Origin of the sequence: Streptomyces sp. NPDC006384 (genome assembly GCF_042870695.1) — a bacterium.
Classification (GTDB): Bacteria; Actinomycetota; Actinomycetes; order Streptomycetales; family Streptomycetaceae; genus Streptomyces.
This window is the reverse complement of record NZ_JBIAHR010000051.1, coordinates 1-8,206: the sequence shown is the minus strand read 5'-3', so window position 1 is coordinate 8,206 and position 8,206 is coordinate 1. Positions and strand designations below refer to the sequence as shown.

The 8,206-nt window shown below is 65.1% G+C and carries 5 protein-coding genes; all 5 read left to right on the top strand.

Translation table 11 applies throughout. The features are described from left to right. The first annotated feature begins 198 nt into the window (after positions 1-198). Positions 199-1,623, top strand: coding sequence for an integrase (locus ACFYOJ_RS36095; protein WP_351346173.1), 1,425 nt, complete (start codon positions 199-201; stop codon positions 1,621-1,623). After that, on the top strand, positions 1,620-3,368 hold the full coding sequence (locus ACFYOJ_RS36090) for a hypothetical protein (RefSeq protein WP_351346175.1): 1,749 nt from the start codon (positions 1,620-1,622) through the stop codon (positions 3,366-3,368). The genes ACFYOJ_RS36095 and ACFYOJ_RS36090 overlap by 4 nt, the downstream gene beginning before the upstream one ends. Next, on the top strand, positions 3,365-5,461 hold the full coding sequence (locus tag ACFYOJ_RS36085; protein WP_351346177.1) for an integrase: 2,097 nt from the start codon (positions 3,365-3,367) through the stop codon (positions 5,459-5,461). Before ACFYOJ_RS36090 ends, ACFYOJ_RS36085 begins: the two co-directional genes overlap by 4 nt. Then, a complete protein-coding gene (locus ACFYOJ_RS36080) occupies positions 5,458-5,877 on the top strand; it encodes a hypothetical protein (RefSeq protein ID WP_351346179.1) in 420 nt (139 codons plus the stop codon). Before ACFYOJ_RS36085 ends, ACFYOJ_RS36080 begins: the two co-directional genes overlap by 4 nt. 325 nt (positions 5,878-6,202) lie before the next feature. Next, positions 6,203-8,131, top strand: a complete 1,929-nt coding sequence (locus ACFYOJ_RS36075; protein WP_351346181.1) for an AAA family ATPase — start codon at positions 6,203-6,205, stop codon at positions 8,129-8,131. Positions 8,132-8,206: the final 75 nt, after the last annotated feature.

Below are 8,206 nucleotides of genomic sequence, written 5' to 3'. Positions count from 1 at the left end.
GTTCCCTGTTGAATCAGCGTGTTGAAGCTGATCTGACAGGGTGGCTCCGTGAACAAGTGGCGTGTTTTTTGGGTACCGACGAAGACGGTGATGGGGTCTCCTGGAGCTGCGTTGGCAGGATGGGCTGATCTCGCGGAGCGAGAGGAGTCTGTGGGAGTTCGTCCCGGGGATCCGATTTTCCTGGCACCGGACTACCGAGTGGATGAGCTGCTCAGCCTCTACACCGTCAGCAGCCCCTTCCGGGGCTACACGACAGAGACGAAGCGGAACTACACCACTGATCACTGCCTGTTCTTCAACTTCCTGTGGCTCCGCGGGAAGATATGGACGCAGGCAGTGGAATCCGACGTGAATGATTTCCAGTACTGGCGTCAGGATTCGCTGGATAACCCTGTTCGTGTCGGCGGGAACAAGTGGGTCCGCGAACTGGCAGCGCTGATGAGCTTGTACAAGTGGGCGTCGAAGCCGAGGAACGCGTTCGTGCCGCGTAATCCTGTCCCTACTCACCAAGTGACCGGCCGCTATGGACAGATCATCGAGGTCCCGGACGACAAGGCGAAGAACACCAAGGCCAGCAATGTGCATTGGTTGACCCCTCGTACATTCCGGCTCTGGGTGGATGTCGGACTGCGCGGACGCGGGGCTGATGGGCTTCGCGCCCCGGGCTGGGTGGGTCGGCTGGAGGACCGCAACGTCGCGTTTGTGCGGTTGCTGTACTCGTCCGGGCTGCGACGGCTCGAAGGAGCCTCGCTGCTGACGTTCGAGGTCCCCTCACTCCGGCTCGAAGGCGGGCGCTACTACACCGGCCGACTGGCGGCGGCGGTCACACGATCCAAGCAGGCCCGCACCTACTACGTCGCGGCTGGCGTGGTCGGTGACATCGAGAATTACGTCGACTCCTCTCGAGCCGAGGTGATCCGCAAGGCTCAGGCGAAGGGGCGATACGACGGCGTCAGGGACATGCGGCTGGTCATGAAGGTGACACGCGGCCCCAAGCCGATCGTGCACTGGCAAGACCGCGACGGCGCCATGGGCCGCGTCGCGCTGACGGACGCGCTCGCGGAAGAGCGCATGACCTGGTACACCGAGGGGCCGAACGGTCCCGAGCCGTTGTGGTTGTGGCTGAACGAAAGAGGCCTGCCGTTTCAGCCGCATTCGTGGGAGAACGTCTTCACGGCGGCCAACAAGCGGTGCCGGGCCATTCTGGACCCGGCATCGGAACGCCGGCTGGATCCGCACAGCAGCAAGGCCCCTTATGCGACTCCCCATTCCTGCCGGCACAGTTTCGCCCTCTACATGCTGGTGATCTTGCACCATCTGCTGGACCAGCGGATGGGTCTGACCCCGGAGGAACGGCGGGACTACCGGCTTCTCTATGGGGATCCCTGGCGGATGGTTCAGGACTTGCTGGGCCACTCTCACATCGAGACCACGCGGGAGCGGTATCTGGCCCCGGTCGCCGATCTGCAGCTGAGGTCCTTGCTGGCCACCGCCCCGGCGGTCAGGCAGGGGGAGCAGACAGAGCAGGAGATGGACGATGTGTTCGCTCGCCTGGCGCGCGAAGCCGAGGGCATCCAGGACATCGACGCGAAGATGCGGGTTCCGTCGCGAGCGGCGGCATGAGCCGGCGGGGTCGGACAGCGTCGCTGCCGACAACTCCCCAGCGCAGACCACCGGTCCTCGTCTCCGACGGGTTCGTCGTCAAGCACCGTGACGGCGACGGACATGTCGAGACCTACGACTTCCGGGAATTGCCGGTCTCCGACGCCATGCGCAGGTCGCTGGCCCGGCTGTTCGCCGCCCGCTGCGTTCCGAGCAGGTGGGCCTCTCACCTCACCAGCAGACACCACTGGGTCCATCTGGAGACGTTCGCCGAGCACCTGTCCGCGCTTGAGGAACCGGTGGCCGACCTCGACGCCTTGACCGCAGCGGTCTGGAAGGAGTGGGAACTCAGCCGCAGGAACACGCAGACGATCGGCTACAAGGAACTCACCGTAGTGAGCGGCCTGCTGCTGGATGATCCTCGGCTGACGGCCGACGCACGCGAAGCTCTGTCCAAGCGAATACCCCAGCCGAAGGTGACGGAGACGTCCTTCGAGGACGCCGAGTTCGCCGCAATCACCTCCCGGGCACGGCGAACGTTCCGGTCAGCACACTTGAGGATCACCGAGAACGCCCGGCACCTGGCCGACTGGCGGTCGGGTTCCTTCGCCCGGGACAGCGACGAATGGCTGCTGGGTGAGGCACTGGACTGCATCGCCCGAACCGGCGAGCCTCCCTGCTACGCGACAGAGACACACGGCAACCGGATCATCCACCGCTACATGAGAGTTCTGGGCGGCGAGAATTCCCAGCACACGTGGCAGCGACTCTTCCTGACCCGTATGGAAGCGGTTGCGCTCGGGGTGCTGCTGATGGCCGAGCACGGCTGGAACCTGTCGGTGATCAGCCGTCTGGCGGTGCCGCGGGCGACGCCGGATGCCGGCACGGACGGCAAACGGATCTACCGGGTCGAGCTGGAGAAACGCAAGCGCGGCGGCGGCCACTACTTCGAGACCCGCAACCTCACCGATTACGGGGCGGACACCCCGGGCCGGCTGATCACACAGGCCCTGGAGGCCACCGTCTTCGCACGGGCAGCTGTCCACGAACTTCGCCCCGGCACGGATCGCTTCGTCATCTGGCGCACTACCAGGCCCGACAACGCGGAGACCCCCGAACGGCAGAAGAAGGACAGCGCCGGCTTGTTCCGGTTCGGGATCACTGGACAGGCCGCGAAGGTGTGGTCCGAGGCGGAGGGGTTCGCGTCCTCACCGTTTCGCCGGGGGCGCCGGACGGTGAACGTGGTGCACCGCCGGGAGCCCGGACAGAACAGCCAGGACACCCACGACAGCACCTACGTCCTGACTGACCCCCGGGCCCAGGCAGCAGCCATTCCGGTCATCGCGGCAGCGGCCGAGTCGGTCGTCACCAAGGCCCGTGAGGTGACGTTCGCCGCCCAAGTGCGGGAGACGGCCGATCCAGCGGACCATCCGACGGCCACCGCCGACTGCCATGACTACGACAACAGTCCCTTCCCCAGCGACGACGGGGGCTGCGGGGCCTCGTTCCTCATGTGTCTGGCCTGCCCGAACGCCCGCGTTCATCCCGCTCACCACAGCCGGCTCGCCCATCTTCACCATGCCCTGGACAACCTGCGGACCGTCATGGACCCCGGCCAGTGGCAGAGCGACTGGGGAGACGCACACGCCCGGCTGGAACACCTCAAACGTCTCCTCGGAGCCGACTGGGACAAGGCCCTGACGCAGGTCACCGCCGCCGACCGTGAACTCATCGACTACCTGCTCAACGGAGACCTCGACCAGTGACGGCTACCGCAGCGCTTCAGCTTCCCGCCCTCCCCGGACCGGACACACCCGTCATCCCCGCCCACCGCGTCGTCGACAGCTACACGGGGCCGATCGCGTGCTTCGCCGACCCGTCCTGGCCCCTGATCCCCATGAACGGCAATCCAGGCGTCACACAGAACACGATCCACCTGGCGTCGTTCCCCGAAGCACTCCGCGAGGAGATGCGCCTGCTGGTCTGGATGTTGATCAACAACGAGCTGTCGTCCGTCTTCCTGCGTGCACGCAGTCCGTCCTGGCGGTCGCAGCAGGGCCCGGAGTCGACCAACAAGACCGTCGGGGTCTGGGCCCGGCTGGCCGAGTGGCTCACCGAACGCGGCATCACCAAGCTCAGCGACTGCACCTCGCACGTGCTAGGCGAATACGGCCACACGCTGCGGGACAGCGGGGCATCTCGCATCACGGTGCACTACATGCTGGCTTCCATGACAAGGCTGTGGGCCTTCGACCAGCTCAGCAGCCGGCCCAGCGGGATCGGCTGCCCACCCTGGGAGACCGAAGGAGTGGACGACTATCTGCCGGCGGCGACCGCAGAGGGAGAGAACACCACCGAGGCGATCGCCGAGCAGACCATGGGCCCCATGCTGATCTGGGCCACCCGCATGGTCGAGGACTTCAGCGACGACATCCTCACCGCCTGGGCCGAAATGGAGAGACTTCGCGCGGCCGCCGCCGCCAACAAGTCCACTCCGGCCTCACTGGCCTCGCTCAAGGCCTTCATGGAACCGCTTCTCGCTGGTGACCTGCCCATCCCAGCGGTGACCTGGCGCGGAAAGCCGGCCCTCGCCCGCACCTACATCGCCGCGATCACCGGAGCCTCACACAATCAGGTCACCGCGACCTCCAAGCGACTGGGCTGGCGGCAGGCCGCCGTCCGGCGTCCTGGGCCCTGCCCCCTAAAGACCTCTGTCACCGGCATGCTGGGGGGCAAGCCATGGAGGGAAGCCCTCGACTATCACGAATGCGCCTCTTTGACGCGCCAGTTGGGCACGGCATGCTTCATCGTCATCGCCTATCTGACAGGAATGCGCCCAGGCGAGGTGGCCGGCCTTCGCAGCGGATGCTGCCCTGATCCCGAGCCGGACAGCAAGGGGCAAACGGGGCGGCATTTGATCACCGGTGCCGTTTACAAGACGGCGCGGGACGAGAAAGGCAACCACCGCTCCGAAGGCGAGCTCCGGGATGTTCCCTGGGTGGCCATCGCCCCGGTGGTGAACGCTATTCGAGTTCTGGAGCGGATGGTCCCGACCGGAGATCTGCTGTTCGCCCACGATGCGCATGACACCCGTTCTGGCACGGGGGCACTCACCATCTCGACAATGGGAGACCGGATCGAGGACTTCGTCGCCTGGGCCAACGAGGAGGCCACCGCGCACGGGCTCACCGAAGAGGTCATACCGCCGGACCCGCACGGCCGCATCGGTACTTCCCGCTTTCGCCGCAGTCTCGCCTGGCACATCGCCCGTCGTCCGGGCGGACTGGTCGCTCTGGCGATTCAGTACGGCCACCTGCGAACTTCCGTATCTGTCGGATACGCCTCCCGAAGCCGTGACGGGATCCACGACCTCCTCGACGTCGAGACCGCCCGGGCGACCATTGACACCGTCGCTGACCTGCACGACGACCTCGAAGACGGCCTCGGCGTCTCGGGACCTGCCGCCCGGCGGGCTATCACAGCCGCTGCCACCGCAGTGCAGTACACCGGCACGGTCATCAGCCTGCGTCAGGCCCGGCAGATCGTTGCCAACCCTCAGCTGGCCGTCTACGACAATCCCAACGCTCTGCTGATGTGTGTCTACAAGCGCGAAAAGGCTCTCTGCCATCGTGGCATCAAAGACACCCCGAGCCTTGATCGATGCGTCGCCGGCTGCGGGAACATTGCCCGCACCGACCAGCACATCACCAAGATCCTTGACCGCGCCGACTTCCTCGACGGGCGAGCGGCCCGCGTCCCGGGCCCGCTCGCCGACCGTTTCCGCCGCAACGCGGCCCGTCTGCGTGACCTCGCTGAGGCCCACCACCGCACCCGAATCACCCTCCAGGACACCGCATGAGCCCTGCACCCGATGAACGCGACCGCATCCATGCCGCCATGGACCGCATCTTGGCCGGGACGCCCGAGCGCTCGGACGGCGCCCTGACCATCAAGTCCCTGGCTGCCGAGGCGGACGTTCCCCGCAACGCTCTTACCCAGCGCCACCTCGATCTGAAGAACGAGTTCTACGCGAAGGTCAAAGAGCGGGGCCAGCCGACCGACGTCGAAGTGCGGTTGCGCAAGCAGATCGTCAAGCTGAAGGAACTCCGGTCGGACGACAAGGACGAACTCGCCCAGCTCCGCGCAGACCGCGAAGCACTGGTCAGGGTCGTCAATCAGCTGACCTTGGAGAACCGTCAGCTTCGCCAGCAGCTGACGGCCCCCAGTTCCGTAGTCCGTCTTCTGCCCACCCAGCCGCAGCCGCCTGTCCGCTGAAGGGAAGCCAGAGTAGTGGGGACAGGATCAGACAAGCGCAAGCCCCACGTGCCTGCTGGCCTCTCTCGCCGTTCGCCAGGACTGATGGAGCACGCGACATAAAACGTGAGGGTTTGTCAGTGCTGACCGTTACTCTCAGAGATGGCTCAAAGAGGACCCCGGCGACGTCGAGGTCGACGGGCACCGGGGTCTCCTCCTGATTGGCATCTGGAACATACCTCGAACGCAACACCGAAGGCACCCAGTGCCAAGATGTTGTGATCATTGCCTCTCGACATGGCACGGCGGGCCTCCTCTCAGATCACGAGGAAGGACCCAGGCGAAAGTGCAACTGATCAAGGCCCGCATCACCGACTACAGATCCGTCGAGGACTCCGACATTTTCGACGTCGAGCCCGATGTCACATGTCTCGTCGGCAAGAACGAGTCGGGCAAGACGACTCTCCTGCAAGGACTCTTCCGGCTGAACCCCGTGGAGCCCGCCGTCTTCGATGAGGTGGTGGACTTCCCCGCCCGCAAGACCCGGGAACGCAAGCAGCTCCCGGCGGGCCGGAGAATACCGGTGGTCCGCGCGACCTTCCGCTTCAACGACGCGGAAATGAAGGCGATCGAGGCAGAATTCGGCCCGAAGGCCATGCGGAGTCCCGAGTTCGATGTCACCATCGGCTATCGGAGGAGCGGCCAGACCTTCACGCTGCACTACAACGAGGCCGCGGTCGTCGATCACCTGAAGTCCACGTTGGACCTCCCGGCCTCCGCCGCTAAAACGATCGCCGGCGCCAAGTCGATCGAAGCCCTCCTTGACACCCTCGACGAGTTGCAAGAGCCCTCGTCCGATGCGACCGCGCTCGCTGACCGCATCCGCGGCTGGCGCGACTGCGATCTCGGGCTGTATTTGATCGATCAGTACGCCTCGCGGCTCATGCCGAAGTTCGTCTACTTCGCCGAGTACGACTCGATGCCGGGCAAAGTCGCGCTACCCGACCTGATCCGGCGGCGCGACTCTGGGGAGCTCAAGCGCGGTGAGCGGGCGTTGCTCAGCCTCTTGGATATGGCGGGGGTCTCGCCCGAGGAGTTCAAGGACTCTGACCAGCACGAGCGGCTTCTTCGCGAACTGGAGAACTCCGGCAACGTCATCTCCGACGAAGTCTTCGAGTACTGGTCGCAGAACAACGAGCTGGAAGTCCAACTGAAGGTCCTGCCGCCTGAGGCGGGGGCCTTGCCGCCTCTCGACGTGGGCCCGATCCTCCAGGTCCGCGTTTTCAACCGTCGCCACCGGGCCTCGGTGCCCTTCGACGACCGGTCCCGCGGATTTGTCTGGTTCTTCTCCTTCCTGGCCTACTTCAACGAACTGGAGGCGGCGGGCACCACGGACCTGATCCTCCTCCTGGATGAGCCGGGTCTCTCCCTCCATGGCCGGGCACAGGAGGACCTGCTCCGTCTGATCGACGAACGCCTGTCTCCCAAGCACCAAGTCCTTTACACCACTCACTCGCCCTTCATGGTCGACTCCGAGAACCTCCAGAGGGTCCGAACGGTCATCGACATGGAGCGCGGGGGCGCGAAGGTCTCCTCGGAGATCTTCAAGGCTGATGAGGACACTGCCTTCCCCCTTCTGGCGGCGATGGGCGTCGAAATGACGCAGACGCTGTTCGTGGGCGAGCACACCCTTCTCCTCGAAGGCCCGAGCGACCTGATCTACCTCGACGTCCTAACAGACGTCACTGAGGCGAACGGATCCACTGGCCTGGACCCACGCTGGGTCAAGACCCCCATCGGCGGCTCTGGGAAGCTGTCCACCTTCGTGACTCTTCTAGGCGCGAACAAGCTGGATGTTGCAGTCCTCGTCGACTCCAGCACGAAGGACGTCGGGGCCGTCCAGCGCCTCCGGGACAACGACCAACTCGCCAAGAACGGCCTCGTCGAGATCAGAGAATTCACCAACACAGCCGACGCAGACGTCGAGGACCTGTTCGACCGCGACTTCTACCTGGAGCTCGTTAACCGGGCCTACGCCTCCGACCTCGCCAAGCCGATCAGCGCCTCGGAACTCAATGCCAAGGACCCGCGCGTCGTTCGGCAGATCGAAGCGGTGTTCAGAAAGCGGAAGATCACCACGCGGTTTAACCACTACAAGCCGGCGGCTGTCCTCCTCCGCGAGCAAGCCACGTTGGGCCCCCGCATCGACGCCGCAACGATCACGCGGGCCGACCAGCTGTTCACCCGACTCAACTCCCTGCTCCCCAAGCGCTGAGACGAGTCAGATCTGACTGTTGCCCCCTGGCCCACGTCCCCCCTTCGAGTTCAACACGCAGAACTTGACAGGGAA

Coding starts and splice junctions, on each gene's coding strand:
- ACFYOJ_RS36090 (WP_351346175.1), top strand. CDS start 1,620: ATGAGCCGGCGGGGTCGGACAGCGTCGCTGCCGACAACTCCCCAGCGC.
- ACFYOJ_RS36080 (WP_351346179.1), top strand. CDS start 5,458: ATGAGCCCTGCACCCGATGAACGCGACCGCATCCATGCCGCCATGGAC.